We start from the raw sequence: 13,295 nt of genomic DNA on the forward strand, positions 1-13,295 counted from the left end.
GTTGCGGGGTGCGGCCGGGCGCGGTGCACTGCCCCCATGAGCAACGACCAGCCGCCCGGACAGCCGCCCGAGGACGATCCGTTCCGTAAGAGGCCTCAGGAGCCCCAGCAGCCGCCGGGGCCCCAGGAGCCCACGCCCCCACCCGGCGGACCCCCACCCGGCGGACCCCCGCCCGGCGGACCCCCGCCCGGGGGGCCTCCGCCCGGTGAAGGTCCCTACGGCACGCCGCCCCCCGGCTCGCCGTACGGTCCCCCCTACGGCGGTGCCGGCGGCACGCCCCCGCCGTACGACGCGGGTGCCTACGGCGGGGACCCGTACGGCGCAGCCGACCCCCTGCACGGCATGCCCCCGCTCGCCGACGCAGGGAAGCGCATCGCCGCCCGCATCATCGACTGGCTGATCGTCCTCATCCCGCTCGCACTCATCGGCATCCCGTTCGGGATCTACCGCGGGGTGGGCTCGGACGACTTCGACGATGTGTTCACCGACGTCAACACCGGCACGCAGTGGGTGTTCCAGGTCATCACGATCCTGGCGTACGTCGGCTACGACACCCTGCTGATCAGGCGGGACGGTCAGACCGTCGGCATGAAGCTGCTGAAGATGCGCGTCGCGATGCTCAACGACGGGAGCACTCCCGACACCGGCTCCTCGCTCACCCGTGCCGCGGTGCTCTGGCTGCCGCAACTGATCTGCTGCCCCTGCATCTGGCCGCTGATCCTGGCGATCATGATCGTCGTCGACAAGCCGTACAAGCAGGGCCTGCACGACAAGGCCGCCAAGACGGTGGTGGTGTCAACGGCGCAGTGAGTGCTCGCCCACGCGTGGCCCGGCCCCCGTACGCGCGTGTGCGACGGACATGCGGGCGGCGGGCTCCGCGGTGGCCGAGGCGTCCCCGCGAACGGCGGCGCCACGGTTCGTACGGGCCGTGCGCGCCGCCTTCGCCCTGGCCGGCAGCGGTACGGTCACGGCGACCAGCAGGCCCAGGGCGAGTGCGGCGATCCCGATGACGGAGACGCCGATGCCCGTGGTCGTGCGCGAGAGCAGAAGCATGGCGACGGTCGAGATGACGACGGTGGCCGAACCGTAGGCGAGCTGTGCGGCAGTCGGACGCGGCATGACGGTTTCCGTCCCTCGGGGCATCAATTCGGTGGGGGTGTCGCAACGGGTCGCACTGTCCGGCGACCCTATGACGGTGGATGCCCGAGAGGAACCGGTAGTAAGCGTGACCTAACCCACGGTACCGGTGCATGGGGGGCGCATGGAGTCATCCGTTTCGCGGACTGGACGGTTCGGTGCGCCTGTGAGTGGGCCGCAAGGGGCTATAGGGTTTTCCCTTGACTCTCCCTGTCCCGGTGTCCGGATTCCGGAAATCCGGTACTACATAGTGCAGTTGCTCTGCTCAAGTCAAGGGCTGTCTTTTCTCCATCACCTCCGGTCGAATGTCGTCACTTGTGACGCGCTGCCGCGCGCGGATCCACCCCACACCCTTGGTTCCGCGGTCAGGCGGGCGCGGGGGAGGACACCTTCAAGTGACCAGCAGACGACGGGCCATCAGGGCGTCCGCGGTGTTCGTGGCGCTCGCTGCGACCGGCGCGACGGCTTCGGCCTTTACCACGGCTCAGGCCGACAACCACGGCACGACGGCCGGCATCGAGCGCCAGGACCCGGCGCCGGGCGCGGCTCCCGGCAAGGCCGGCGAAAAGGCGCATGTCGACCACGACCTCGAGGGGCCGTTCAGCAAGCAGCAGGAGCAGCAGCGCAAGGCGGCGCTGGAGCAGGTCATATCCGGCGACGCGACCGTGCAGAAGCGCGGCGCGTCGAACGTCGTCAAGCTCGACAACAAGAAGTACGTCGAGCTCGGCCGTGAGAAGACCGACAAGATCTTCACGATCCTGGTGGAGTTCGGCGACAAGGTCGACGACACCACCATGGTCGACCCGGACGGAGACGGCCCGAAGCCGCCCGTCAAGAAGTACGGCGGCACCCCGGGTCCGCTGCACAACAAGATCGCTGAGCCCGACCGCAAGGTCGACAACTCCACCGCCTGGCAGAAGGACTACAGCCAGAAGCACTTCCAGGACCTGTACTTCGGCGAGGGCAAGGACAAGAAGGGGAACCCCAAGCACTCGCTGAAGACGTACTACGAGCGGACCTCGTCCGGTCGTTACTCGGTCGAGGGCACGGTCTCCGACTGGGTCAAGGTCGACTACAACGAGGCCCGTTACGGGTCCAACTACTGCGGCCAGTCCAACTGCAGCAACGTCTGGGACACGGTCCGCGACGGTGTCACGGCCTGGACCGCCGACCAGAAGGCCAAGGGGAAGACCGACGCGCAGATCAAGGCGCTGCTGGCCGAGTACGACCAGTGGGACCGCTACGACTTCGACGCCGACGGCAACTTCAACGAGGCCGACGGCTACATCGACCACTTCCAGATCGTCCACGCGGGCGAGGACGAGTCCGCGGGCGGCGGTGCCGAGGGCGAGAACGCCCTGTGGGCCCACCGCTGGTACGCGTACGGCACCGACGCCGGCAAGACCGGCCCGGCCAACAACAAGGCCGGCGGCACGCAGATCGGTACCACCGGGATCTGGGTCGGCGACTACACCATGCAGCCGGAGAACGGCGGACTCGGTGTCTTCGCCCACGAGTACGGCCACGACCTCGGTCTGCCGGACCTGTACGACACCTCCGGCGGTGGCGACAACTCCACCGGATTCTGGACCCTGATGTCGTCCGGTTCCTGGCTCGGCGCCGGCAAGGACAGCATCGGCGACCTGCCCGGTGACATGACCGCCTGGGACAAGCTGCAGCTGGGCTGGCTCAACTACACCAAGGGCAAGGCGGCGACGAAGTCCACCCACAAGCTGGGTGTGGCCGAGTACAACACCAAGAACCCGCAGGCGCTCGTCGTCGAGCTGCCGAAGAAGAAGGTCACCACCACCGTCGTGAAGCCCGCCGAGGGCTCCAAGCAGTGGTGGAGCGACATGGGTGACGACCTCAAGAACACCCTCACCCGCTCCGTCGACCTCACCGGCAAGTCCAAGGCGTCCCTCGAGCTCTCGGGCTGGTGGGACATCGAGGCCGACTACGACTACCTCTACACCGAGGTCTCGACGGACGGCGGCGCCACCTGGACCGCCGTGGACGGCACCGCCGACGGCAAGCCGATCACCCGCGACGCGAGCGACGCGCCGGCGCTGACCGGTCCGTCGGGCACCTACAAGAAGCTCGTGTACGGCCTGGACGCCTACGCGGGCAAGAAGGTCGACGTCCGCTTCCGCTACCAGACGGACGGCGGCGCGGGCGGCAAGGGCTTCGCGGCCGACGCGATCACCGTCAACGCCGACGGTGCCCCGCTGTTCTCGGACAACGCCGAGGGCGACGACAACGGCTGGACCGCGAAGGGCTTCTCCCGCATCGGCGAGGGCTTCACCAAGGAGTACGAGCAGTACTACCTCGCGGAGAACCGCCAGTACGTCTCGTACGACCAGACCCTCAAGGTCGGTCCGTACAACTTCGGCTTCAAGGCGCCGAAGGACGGCTGGGTCGAGCACTACCCGTACCAGAACGGTCTGCTCATCTGGCTCTGGGACACCTCCCAGAAGGACAACAACACCAGCCAGCACCACGGCTCGGGTCTGGTCCTGCCGGTCGACGCCAACGCCAAGCCGCTGAAGTGGGCCGACGGCACGCTGATGCGCAACCGCATCCAGGCGTTCGACTCGACCTTCAGCACCTACCGCTCGGACACCCTCACGCTGCACAAGGCGGACGCCGCGGTGCGGGTCGGCTCGCACGCGGGCAACCCGGTCTTCGACGACCGCAAGGGTGTCTACTGGTACCAGGAGAACCCGACCGCCGGTGTGAAGGTTGCTGACACCAACACGCGGATCTCGATCGTCAAGGAGCCGAAGAACGGCCAGACGATCACCGTGAAGGTCGGCCCCTCGACGAAGTAGTCTGCATCGTCGCAGGTCAAAGCATGATCGGCCGTCGCCCTCTAGCGGGCGGCGGCCGATCGTGTTTAGGTGCGTCTGACCGAAGTTCTTATTGACAGTGAGTACGGGGGAGTGTGAGGCATGCCCAGCGGAGGCTTCTGCAAGCTGCCCGGAGGCAGCGTGGTGGTCGCGATAGGCCTGCCCAGTCCGGTCGGCGACGGCAGCACGGTGCGCGTCCTGGTCCATGCGGTGAACCGGGCCCGCGCCCTGACCAGGCTGCGGAACCTGGGGCTACGGGCGGTCTATCTGCGGGGGAACGCGGAGCCGCCGACGCCCGACGAGATCACGGCGGTGCTGCACCATCCGGACGGCCTGCTGTGGCGCACCCACGACAAGCAGAGCCAGGAGCTCTGGCATCCGATACGGGCGCTCCTGCATCCGCCAGGCGGGGCGGCGCAGACGGGAGTCGGGGGACCTGGCACGGGATGGGGCTCCGCGTCACACCACCGGCTTCCCTGACAGCTCCACGCCGGCCTCGCGCAGCTGCTCCAGCGCGCGCTGCGTCGTCTCCTCGGCGACGCCGGCCGTGAGGTCGAGCAGGACGTGGGTGCGGAAGCCCTCGCGGGCCGCGTCCATGGCCGTCGCCCGCACGCAGTGGTCGGTCGCGATACCGACGACGTCGACCTCGGTGACCCCGCGGGCGCGCAGCCACTCGGCCAGTGTCGTGCCGTTCTCGTCGGTGCCCTCGAAGCCGCTGTACGCCGCCTCGTAGGCACCCTTGTCGAAGACCGCTTCGATCGCCCCGCTGGCGACGGCCGGGGCGAAGTTCGGGTGGAAGCCCGCGCCCTCGGTCCCCGCGACGCAGTGGGGCGGCCACGAGTCCACGTAGTCCGGCTGCTCCGAGAAGTGGTGACCCGGGGCGACGTGGTGGTCACGTGTGGCGACCACGTGGCGGTAGCCCGCCGTGGCCTGGCCGATCAGGTCGGTGATGGCGGCGGCGACATCCGCGCCTCCCTTCACCGCGAGGCTGCCCCCCTCGCAGAAGTCGTTCTGAACGTCCGCGACGATCAATGCGCGGTGCATGGCGGGTTTCCTTCGGTAAGGGGATCAGCGGCAATGTTCTGAGGGTAGAGACTTCAATCGCCTTGCGGGAGAGGGCATTTGCCCGTTCACTGCGCAGTCGTCGTCTCTCTGGTCATGTCTCGTTCACATGGATCACATCCGGTACTCCGTGGGGATCACCGGCTCGCCGCGCGACAGCTGCACCGCCGACATCGGCAGTCCCGCACGCGCTGCGACATGCCGCTCGCGTGCAGTGTCGAGAGGCTCACGGGCCACGACCTCGCCGCCCTTGACCAGCTCCACGAGCAGCTGCTGGTCGGCGAGCTCGTCCGGCACGGGCCCGGTGCCGAGCACCTCGGCCTCGGCCACGCCCTGTTCGTCGAGCCGGCGGGCAGCCCACTTGCGGCCCCCGACGGATGCCTTGCCGGCCGTCGACCTCTTCGCGACCGGAGTCAGCGGCGCCTTCGGATCGGCCGATGCGGCGCGGGCCACCAGCTTGTAGACCATGGCGCAGGTGGGGTGCCCGCTGCCCGTGACCAGCTGGGTTCCCACGCCGTACGCATCCACGGGCGCGGCGGCCAGCGACGCGATCGCGTACTCGTCCAGATCCGAGGTCACGACGATCTTCGTGTCGTGCGCTCCGAGCTCGTCCAGCTGCTGGCGTACCCGATGCGCGACCAGCAGCAGGTCCCCGGAGTCGATCCGTACCGCCCCGAGCTCCGTGCCGGCGACCTCCACGGCGGTACGGACGGCCTCGGCGACGTCGTAGGTGTCGACGAGAAGGGTCGTACCGCGTCCGAGTGAGTCCACCTGGGCCCGGAACGCGTCCCGCTCGGTGTCGTGCAGCAGGGTGAAGGCGTGGGCGCTGGTGCCGACGGTCGGGATGCCGTACCGGAAGCCCGCGGCGAGATCCGATGTGGAGTCGAAGCCGCCGACGTACGCGGCGCGTGCGGAGGCGACGGCGGAGAGCTCGTGCGTGCGCCGGGCGCCCATCTCGATGAGCCGTCTTCCGCCTGCGGCGGACGACATCCGGGAGGCCGCGGCCGCGATCGCCGAATCGTGGTTGAGGATCGACAGGATCACGGTCTCGAGCAGCACGCATTCGGCGAAGGAGCCCTCGACACGCATGACGGGCGAGCCGGGGAAGTAGATCTGGCCCTCCGGGTAGCCCAGGATGTCGCCGCCGAAGCGATAGTCGGACAGCCAGTCGAGCGTGGGCTCGTCGACGATGTGCCGGTCCCGGAGGAAGCCCAGCACACCCTCGTCGAAGCGGAAGTTCTCCACGGCGTCCAGGACGCGACCGGTGCCCGCGACCACGCCGTAGCGGCGCCCCTCCGGCAGTCGGCGGGTGAAGACCTCGAAGGCCGAGCGGCGGTCGGCCGTACCGGCCTTCAGCGCCGCCTGGAGCATCGTGAACTCGTACTGGTCGGTGAAGAGCGCGGTCGACGGCACATTCACCGGCAGGCCCAGATCTGCAACGTTCACCACGGTCAACCTCGCACTCATGTCTTGCACCACCGACGGGTTTCGGCCGGGTGCCGGACCCGTGGGCATCCGCCCCTGTCGACGCGGCGCCCCGGAAAGGCAGCCACGTTGAGGATGCTACCCCTAATTTCGTCAGAGTGACGAGATGTCGGCGATTCGGCCGGGGTGGTTTGTGCGACGGGGCCCCTCGGGTGGCAGCATGGGTGGAGTGACTGTGCCCACAGAGATCGAGCGCCCCCAGTCGGCCGAGGAGGCCTTCGCCGTACCCGAACCCGATGTCCCGTGGGTGACGATCGTGCACAACGATCCGGTCAATCTGATGAGCTACGTCACCTACGTCTTCCAGGCCTACTTCGGCTACTCCAAGGACAAGGCCCACAAGCTGATGCTGGACGTCCATCACAAGGGACGCGCAGTCGTCTCCAGCGGCAGCCGCGAGGAGATGGAACGCGATGTGCAGGCCATGCACGGCTACGGCCTGTGGGCGACGCTCTCCCAGGACCGCAAGTGATGGCCGGCCACTTCGAGGCGCTGCCCGGCGGCGGCGCGGCAGTCGCGCTCGACGAGGTCGAGATCTCCATCCTCCGTTCGCTCGCCGTCCAGCTCCTCGAGCTGATCGGGCCGGGTGACGAACCCGCCAAGGGTGAGGACCCGCTGGCCGCGCTCTTCGCGGAGGGGCCGTCCGAGCCGCCCTCCGACCCGGCGCTGGCCCGGCTCTTCCCGGACGCGTACGGCGAGCCGGAGGACAACGGGAGCGACGATGAACTCCGCGAGTTCTCTGCCGAGTTCAGGCGCTACACGGAGAAGGACCTGCGCACCCGCAAGCGCGACGACGCCCTCGCGGTGGTGCGCAGTCTCGATGCCCTGACCGCGACAGGGGAGGGCGGCGCGATCCTGAAGCTGTCCGCCGAGGACTCGTTGCACTGGCTGGGCGCGCTCAATGATCTCCGGCTGACCATCGGGACCCGGCTCGAGGTCGCCGACGAGGACGAGAACAACAGCCTGTACCGGCTGCCGGACTCCGATCCGCGCAAGCCGATGGTGATGGCCTACCTGTGGCTGGGTGCGCTGCAGGAGACGCTCGTCGAGACGCTGATGCCCTGACCTGCATGACTGCGCACAGTTATCATCCGTTCGCTCAGCGGACACTCAAATCCGGATAACGATCGCGTCACCGAAGCGGTCTGCCTTGCGGTGGCGTGTGTGATTTGTCCTCTTCTTCCTGTGGCGTGGGCCACAACTGTCTGAGTTGATCAATGGTTCGGGCGTGATAGATCTTCACGACCGCTCGGGGACGCCACCCATGTCCCCGGAGGCGCTTGAGCCGACTGACCGTCGGGAGCACTCCATCCACATCCGGGGGGATCAGGACCTGATCCGCAGCCGCGGCATACGCAGCGGGCGCGGATCAGCATGGAGAAAGGGCGCAGAACCATGACCTCGTTGCAGGTCGACAAGCACGCCGGCGATGGGGCCGGGGGCAGCACTCCGCAGGAGGGCTACGAGCGAGGGCTCGGTAGCCGGCAGGTCCAGATGATCGCCATCGGTGGCGCCATCGGTGTGGGCCTCTTCATGGGAGCCGGGGCGAACATCGCCAAGGCCGGCCCCAGCATCATCCTGATGTACGCCCTGGCCGGCGTCATCATCTTCTTCATCATGCGAGCGCTCGGCGAGCTGCTCCTGTACCGGCCCGTCTCGGGCTCGTTCGCGGAGTACGCCCGGGAGTTCCTCGGCCCGTTCTTCGGGTTCGTCACCGGCTGGACGTACTGGCTCATGTGGGTCGTCACCGGTATGGCGGAACTCACCGCGGCCGCCATCTATGTGCATTTCTGGTTCCCGGAGATCCCGCAGTGGGTCAGCGCCCTGGTCTTCCTGGTGGTGCTCTTCGGCGTCAACCTGATCTCGGTGAAGATCTTCGGCGAGGTCGAGTTCTGGTTCTCGATGGTCAAGGTCACCGCGATCATCGGCATGATCGTGATCGGTCTCGGCGTGCTCACCCTGGGCTTCTCCGACGCCGGTGACACCGCCGCCGTCTCCAACCTCTGGGCGCACGACGGGATCTTCCCGAACGGCATCGGCTCCAGCCTGATGACGCTGCAGGGCGTCATGTTCGCCTACCTCGCCGTCGAACTCGTCGGTGTCACCGCGGGTGAGTCCGAGAACCCCGAGAAGACGCTCCCCAAGGCGATCAACACGCTGCCCTGGCGGATCATCATCTTCTACGTCGGTGCCCTCGTCGTGATCCTCTCCGTCGTGAAGTGGACCGAGTTCGCCGCAGGTGAGAGCCCGTTCGTCCATGCCTTCGACAAGATCGGCATCCCGCTCGCGGCGGGCATCGTCAACTTCGTCGTGCTGACGGCGGCCCTGTCCTCCTGCAACTCCGGCATGTACTCCACCGGCCGGATGCTGCGCGACCTGGCGGCCAACGGCGAGGCCCCGCAGACCTTCGGCAAGCTGAACGCCCGCAAGACCCCGGCCGTCGGCATCGCCGTCTCCGTCGCCCTCATGGGCGTCGGCGTGGTCCTCAACTACGTCGTTCCGGAGAAGGCGTTCGGCTACGTGGTCTCGGTGGCCACCGCCGCCGGCATCTGGACCTGGATGATGATCCTGGTCAGCCACATCCGCTACCGCCGCGCGGTCGACGCGGGCCGGCTGCCCGCCTCTTCCTTCCCGGCCCCCGGCGGTGCCAAGTTCAGCTGGGTCGCTCTGATCTTCCTGATCGGTGTGACCGGCATGATCGGGTACGACGCGGAATCCCGGATCTCGCTGGTCGTCGGGGCCGCCTGGGGCATCGCGCTGGCCATCGGCTGGGTGATCCTGAAGAAGCGCAACCCGCAGCTCACCGAGCGCGCCCCCGAGTACGCGGACGCCGTCAAGCAGCGGTAGGACCGTCTCGTCGATGTCGTCGGATCATGCCGGGCCTTTCCGCCCGGCATGATCCGACAGTCATGTGCGGCCCGCCCGCACGGGACGGACCTCAGGTGAGGCGGACGTCGTCCGCGCGGGCGTGCAGCGTCACTCCGGCGTCGCTGACCGACACGTCCGTCGGGACCAGTCCGACGGGCAGTTCCGGTACGGTGCGCTCCCGGCCGGCGAAGGCCTCGGCGATACGGGGTCCCGTCGGATCGACGGGGCGGCCTGCGAACGACGCGGCCACGGGCACCGCGGTGACGGTGCGTCCGGTGAGCCGCAGCTCGGCGACGACGGACAACGGCAGGCCGAACACCTCGCGGTCGATGCGCAGACGCCCGTCGTCCGCGGACAACGACGCGCCTTCCCCACCGAGGCCGGCGCCGAGCGAGCCGAAGGCGGTGGTGAACCGTGCGTCGGCGCTCGCTGCGGTGTAGGCACCGGCCTTCTCGGTGACCTCGCGCAGATCCAGCGATGCCGTGACCGGCCGGCCCTCGCCGGTGACGGCGTCGGCCCGCACCGCCACCCGCGGGAAGGTCCCCTCGGCCGCGCTCAGCAGGAACGGGAAGGCGTCGATGTTCACCTGCGGGGTGCCGACCACTGCGCTCTGCCGGTCGGCGATCCGGCCGGCGAGACGTTCCTCGGCGACCGCGGCGACGATCCGGTCGGCGACGGGCAGCGCGGCGAGGACCGTGCTCAGTGCGAGCGAGGTCCACAGCAGTCGTCCCCGGAAGCGGAGGGGCATGCGCTTCATGACGCACCCCTGGTCCCCGTGAGGGGGCTGCGATCGGCCTCGGCGGGACGCGCCGGAGGCGGAGCCGGATCGTGGCCGTCGTCCTCGATGGCCATGTGCGGCACGAGCCGGTCCAGCCAGGACGGCAGCCACCAGTTGGCCCGGCCGAGCAGCACCATGGTGGACGGGACGAGGATGCCGCGCACGACGGTGGCGTCCAGCGCGACGGCGGTGGCCAGCCCGATGCCGAACATCTTCACCACCGGGTCGTCGGACAGCAGATAGCTGAGAAAGACGCTGACCATGATGAGCGCGGCGGAGGTGATGATCCGTCCGGTCCCCGCAAGACCGGTGATCACGGCCCGGCGGTTGTCCCCGCCCCGCAGATAGGCCGCGCGGACGGCGCTGAGCAGGAACACCTCGTAGTCCATCGAGAGGCCGAACAGCACGGCGAACATCAGCAGGGGCACGTATCCGGGAATCGGTACGGCCCCCTCCAGGCCGATCAGCGGTGCGCCCCAGCCCCATGCGAACACCGCGGTGAGCACGCCGTACGCGGCGGCGATCGAGATCAGGTTCATCAGCGCGGCCTTCACCGCGATGACCGGGGAGCGGAAGGCCACCAGCAGGAGCAGCCCCGCGACGGCGAGGACGAATCCGACGACCACCGGCATCCTGCGGGCGAGACGGTCGTTGAGATCGGCCTGGGCGGCGGCGGCCCCGCCCACATGGGACACCTGGCCGGTGCCTTCGGTGCCTTCGGTGCCTTCGGTGCCTTCGGTGGCCTCGGGGAGAGTCTCGTCCCTCAGCACGCGCACGAGTTCGGCGGTGGCCGGGTCGCCCGGGGCGGTGTCGGGGGTGACCTGCCAGCGTACGTGCCTGCCGTCGGCGCCCAGTTGCGGCGGCCCGACGGCGGCCACTCCCGGAGCGGCTCGGAGGGCGCCGGTCACGTTCGTGACCCTGGTGTCGTCCGGGCCGGCGGCCCGGGAGGGGAGGGTGCTCACGACCTGCAGCGGTCCGTTGGCGCCGGGGCCGAAGGCTTCGGCCAGCCGGTCGTACGCGGTGCGGCTCGCCGTTCCCGTGGCCTTGTCGCCCGCGTCGAGCTGGCCGAACGTCAGCTGCGAGGCGGGTGCCGCCAGCACGGCGGTGAGGGCGAGACCGGCCAGCAGAAAGCGCCACGGTCGCGCGGCGACATGGGTGGCGATGCGGCCCCAGCCGCGGGGGCGGGCCGGGACCTCGCTCCCGGAAGTGCTCGCAGAACCGGAGCCGGAACGGTCCGGGGCCGGGTCCCCGCCGGCCCCGCCCTGCGCCCGATTTCTCGGGGTGAGCCGCTGCCCCAGCAGGGACATCACCGCGGGCAGCAGGGTGAGCGACGCCGCCATCGCGACGAGTACGGCGATGCCCGGAGCCAGGGCCAGCGCGTGCAGCAGGGGCAGACCGCCGAGGGCCAGTCCGGCCAGCGCGGCGATCACCGCGGTGCCCGCGAAGGCCACCGCCTTGCCGGACCCCGCCGTGGTGCGCGCAGCCGCGTCCTCGACGCCCAGGCCCGCGGCGCGCAGCTCACGGAACCGGGTCAGACAGAAGAGCGTGTAGTCGATGCCCACGCCGAGACCGATCATCGCCGCGATGGTCGTGCCCGTGGACGGCATGTCCATGAGATGGCCCACGAGTCCGATCGCGCACAGCGAGACGGCAAGGCCCAGCGCACCGGTGAACAGCGGGACACCGGCGGCGACGAGACTGCCGAAGCCCACGGCGAGGATGGCGAAGGCCGCCGCGAGACCGATGATCTCGCTGTGGCCGGTGGAGCCCTTGTCCGCGGCGGCGGCGAGATCGCCGCCGGGCGTCACCTCGATACCGGCCCGGGTGGCCGGCGACGCGGCGTCCGTGATGCTCCGCGTCGTCTCGGGGGTGATCTCCCGCCCGGTGACGTCGAGTTCGACCGAGAGGTGGCCGGTGTGTCCGTCGGAGCTCAGGGCGCCGCGGCCCGCCGGTTCGAAGGGCGTCGTGACGGCCACGACGTGGTGCACGTCCTCGATCGCCCGCGCGGCCTCTTCGACCGCTCTGCGCTGCTCGGAGGCGGTGAGTGCCGCGGCGTCGGGAGGTGTGTACAGGACGACGGGCTGTCGGCCGGAGGCTGCGTCGGAGAAGGCCTCGCCGGCATCGCGTGCCGCCTGGCTGTCGCTGCCGGGGATGGTCACGGCCTCGGTGGTGATCTTTCCGAACACCCCCACGGCGGCGGCCAGCGCGGCGAGAAGCAGCAGCCAGGCGGCGACGGTCCGCTTGGGTCGGCGGGCGCACCAGCGCCCGACGGACAGAAGCATCAGGAAAGTGGTCCTCCCGTGCGGCAGGGGGCACGGAAACGGGCCCCACGGGCGGCCCCCCACGAACTTATTGCACTCTGCGTGCAATCGGTACGGTTGCATCGAGAGTGCAACAATGTCAACGAGACATGGGAGGCACCGAGGTGAAGCAGTCGGCTCGACAGGAATCGGACAGCGCTTCGGCCGAGGCTCCGGGGCGAGCGCCCGACGGTCGTACCGAGCGCGGACGGCAGACCCGCGAGAAGATCGCCGACGCGATGCTCTCCCTGCTCGACGAGGGCGAGACCCAGTTCCCCGCGGACCGGGTCGCCGAGCGTGCCGGGGTGTCCCGGCGCCTGGTGTTCCACCACTTCGCCGACATGTCCCAGCTCGCGGACACCGCCATCGCCCGGCGGCTGGAGCAGCTGGCGGTGCAGATCAGACCGCTGCCGACGGACGGCCCCCGGGAGGTGCGGGTGACGGCCCTCACCGAGCAGCGTGCGCGGATCCTGGAGTGGATCACACCGGCCCGGCTGACGATGATGCGGATGGAGCTGTCCGAGCGGGTGGACGAGGCGACCATGCACGTCATGGAATTCGCCCGCCGGAGGCTCGCCGAGGTCTTCGCCCAGGAGCTGGGCCGGGTGCCGGAGACGCACAGGGTCGACCTGCTCAACGGGCTGGACGCGGCGACCACTTGGGGCGCCTGGTACCACTGGCGCAGGAGCGGCCTGGATGTGGTGGCCGCCCGTCGCGCGATGGCGATCAGCGTGTACGCGCTGCTCGCCGCGACCGACGACGTGGAGAACCTGCCCGACCTCCGGGGCGACGGTCCGGCCCCGGTCGCATGAGCCGTCT

Annotated in this window: 11 protein-coding genes and 1 pseudogene; 7 read left to right on the forward strand and 5 right to left on the reverse strand. The window is 69.5% G+C overall.

From position 1 onward, the window contains the following. Positions 1-36: 36 nt before the first annotated feature. A complete protein-coding gene (locus tag AC068D_RS19775) occupies positions 37-810 on the forward strand; it encodes an RDD family protein (RefSeq protein ID WP_478824302.1) in 774 nt (257 codons plus the stop codon). Here AC068D_RS19775 and AC068D_RS19780 read toward each other — a convergent pair. Next, positions 796-1,119: a hypothetical protein gene (locus AC068D_RS19780; protein ID WP_478824303.1), complete on the reverse strand. Its 324-nt coding sequence runs from the start codon at positions 1,117-1,119 to the stop codon at positions 796-798. The two genes, AC068D_RS19775 and AC068D_RS19780, sit on opposite strands and share 15 nt — an antisense overlap. Positions 1,120-1,532: 413 nt before the next feature. Between AC068D_RS19780 and AC068D_RS19785 the strand changes: the two genes are divergently transcribed. Continuing rightward, entirely contained in the window at positions 1,533-3,965 is a 2,433-nt protein-coding gene (locus AC068D_RS19785) for an immune inhibitor A domain-containing protein (protein WP_478824304.1), read from the forward strand. Positions 3,966-4,085: 120 nt separating this feature from the next. Continuing rightward, a pseudogene (locus AC068D_RS19790) lies at positions 4,086-4,385 on the forward strand (hypothetical protein); the annotation flags it as partial. 57 nt (positions 4,386-4,442) lie between these two features. Here AC068D_RS19790 and AC068D_RS19795 read toward each other — a convergent pair. Further along, complete coding sequence (locus AC068D_RS19795; RefSeq protein WP_478824305.1) at positions 4,443-5,027, reverse strand: nicotinamidase; 585 nt, start codon at positions 5,025-5,027, stop codon at positions 4,443-4,445. A gap of 132 nt (positions 5,028-5,159) precedes the next feature. After that, positions 5,160-6,491 (reverse strand): nicotinate phosphoribosyltransferase, encoded by a 1,332-nt coding sequence (locus AC068D_RS19800; RefSeq protein WP_478824506.1) that lies wholly within the window; start codon positions 6,489-6,491, stop codon positions 5,160-5,162. Positions 6,492-6,690: 199 nt separating this feature from the next. On the opposite strand from AC068D_RS19800, the gene clpS reads away from it, so the two are divergent. The 3 genes from clpS to AC068D_RS19815 all read left to right on the forward strand — a co-directional run bounded on the left by clpS (position 6,691) and on the right by AC068D_RS19815 (position 9,377). Further along, positions 6,691-7,002, forward strand: a complete 312-nt coding sequence (gene clpS / locus AC068D_RS19805; protein WP_384236175.1) for an ATP-dependent Clp protease adapter ClpS — start codon at positions 6,691-6,693, stop codon at positions 7,000-7,002. Beyond that, positions 7,002-7,595, forward strand: coding sequence for a DUF2017 domain-containing protein (locus AC068D_RS19810; protein ID WP_478824306.1), 594 nt, complete (start codon positions 7,002-7,004; stop codon positions 7,593-7,595). The genes clpS and AC068D_RS19810 overlap by 1 nt, the downstream gene beginning before the upstream one ends. A gap of 330 nt (positions 7,596-7,925) precedes the next feature. Beyond that, positions 7,926-9,377 (forward strand): amino acid permease, encoded by a 1,452-nt coding sequence (locus AC068D_RS19815; protein ID WP_478824307.1) that lies wholly within the window; start codon positions 7,926-7,928, stop codon positions 9,375-9,377. Between the two features lie 91 nt (positions 9,378-9,468). Here AC068D_RS19815 and AC068D_RS19820 read toward each other — a convergent pair whose 3' ends face one another. Together AC068D_RS19820 and AC068D_RS19825 are read right to left on the reverse strand one after the other, a co-directional pair. Next, positions 9,469-10,155, reverse strand: coding sequence for an LmeA family phospholipid-binding protein (locus AC068D_RS19820; RefSeq protein WP_478824308.1), 687 nt, complete (start codon positions 10,153-10,155; stop codon positions 9,469-9,471). Continuing rightward, entirely contained in the window at positions 10,152-12,458 is a 2,307-nt protein-coding gene (locus AC068D_RS19825; RefSeq protein ID WP_478824309.1) for an MMPL family transporter, read from the reverse strand. Before AC068D_RS19825 ends, AC068D_RS19820 begins: the two co-directional genes overlap by 4 nt. 128 nt (positions 12,459-12,586) lie before the next feature. Between AC068D_RS19825 and AC068D_RS19830 the strand changes: the two genes are divergently transcribed. After that, complete coding sequence (locus AC068D_RS19830) at positions 12,587-13,288, forward strand: TetR/AcrR family transcriptional regulator (RefSeq protein WP_478824310.1); 702 nt, start codon at positions 12,587-12,589, stop codon at positions 13,286-13,288. The last annotated feature ends 7 nt before the right edge of the window (positions 13,289-13,295 follow it).

It is taken from the genome of Streptomyces sp. NPDC043861 (assembly GCF_056435905.1).

Bases quoted from the DNA above. Each gene is read 5' to 3' on its own strand.
- AC068D_RS19775 (WP_478824302.1), top strand. From the start codon at position 37: ATGAGCAACGACCAGCCGCCCGGACAGCCGCCCGAGGACGATCCGTTC.
- AC068D_RS19780 (WP_478824303.1), bottom strand. From the start codon at position 1,119: ATGCCGCGTCCGACTGCCGCACAGCTCGCCTACGGTTCGGCCACCGTC.
- AC068D_RS19795 (WP_478824305.1), bottom strand. From the start codon at position 5,027: ATGCACCGCGCATTGATCGTCGCGGACGTTCAGAACGACTTCTGCGAG.
- clpS (WP_384236175.1), top strand. From the start codon at position 6,691: ATGGGTGGAGTGACTGTGCCCACAGAGATCGAGCGCCCCCAGTCGGCC.
- AC068D_RS19810 (WP_478824306.1), top strand. From the start codon at position 7,002: ATGGCCGGCCACTTCGAGGCGCTGCCCGGCGGCGGCGCGGCAGTCGCG.
- AC068D_RS19815 (WP_478824307.1), top strand. From the start codon at position 7,926: ATGACCTCGTTGCAGGTCGACAAGCACGCCGGCGATGGGGCCGGGGGC.
- AC068D_RS19820 (WP_478824308.1), bottom strand. From the start codon at position 10,155: ATGAAGCGCATGCCCCTCCGCTTCCGGGGACGACTGCTGTGGACCTCG.
- AC068D_RS19825 (WP_478824309.1), bottom strand. From the start codon at position 12,458: ATGCTTCTGTCCGTCGGGCGCTGGTGCGCCCGCCGACCCAAGCGGACC.
- AC068D_RS19830 (WP_478824310.1), top strand. From the start codon at position 12,587: ATGGGAGGCACCGAGGTGAAGCAGTCGGCTCGACAGGAATCGGACAGC.